This window comes from Sporolactobacillus terrae DSM 11697 (assembly GCF_000648615.1).
In the GTDB taxonomy this organism is placed as follows: Bacteria; Bacillota; Bacilli; order Bacillales; family Sporolactobacillaceae; genus Sporolactobacillus; species Sporolactobacillus terrae.
The window spans coordinates 1-353 of the sequence record NZ_JFZC01000098.1; the positions used below are offsets into that span (position 1 = coordinate 1).

1 protein-coding gene is annotated in these 353 nt (G+C 44.2%); it reads left to right on the top strand.

Going from position 1 to position 353, the window contains the following annotated elements:
• Positions 1 to 109: 109 nt before the first annotated feature.
• A partial coding sequence (locus AA84_RS18755) for a helix-turn-helix domain-containing protein (protein ID WP_152540386.1) occupies positions 110 to 353 on the top strand: 244 nt, incomplete at its 3' end.

Here is a 353-nt window from a genome sequence, read left to right on the forward strand (position 1 = left end):
CTTGAATTTACACTTTAAGTGCAACACTTAGAAAATTAAAAGGACCCATCGCTGAGTCTTCCTGTACAATAGAATTGCGACAAACTATTGAAGACAGGGGACGTAAACGATGAGCCACTATCACCATCTTAATCCATATGAACGAGAAATCATACTTAAAAATGTTGTTTTGGGTCGCCCCATTCGTTCGATTGCCACCCAATTAGGAAGACCTCCATCCACAATCAGTCGTGAATTGAAACGAAATCAACAGGGTGATGGTACATACTCGTCCGTACAGGCCGAGGAAAAGTACCATGCACGACGCGAAGGATGTTGCCGCCAACCTCTACTGGCTAATCCGGAACTTCACG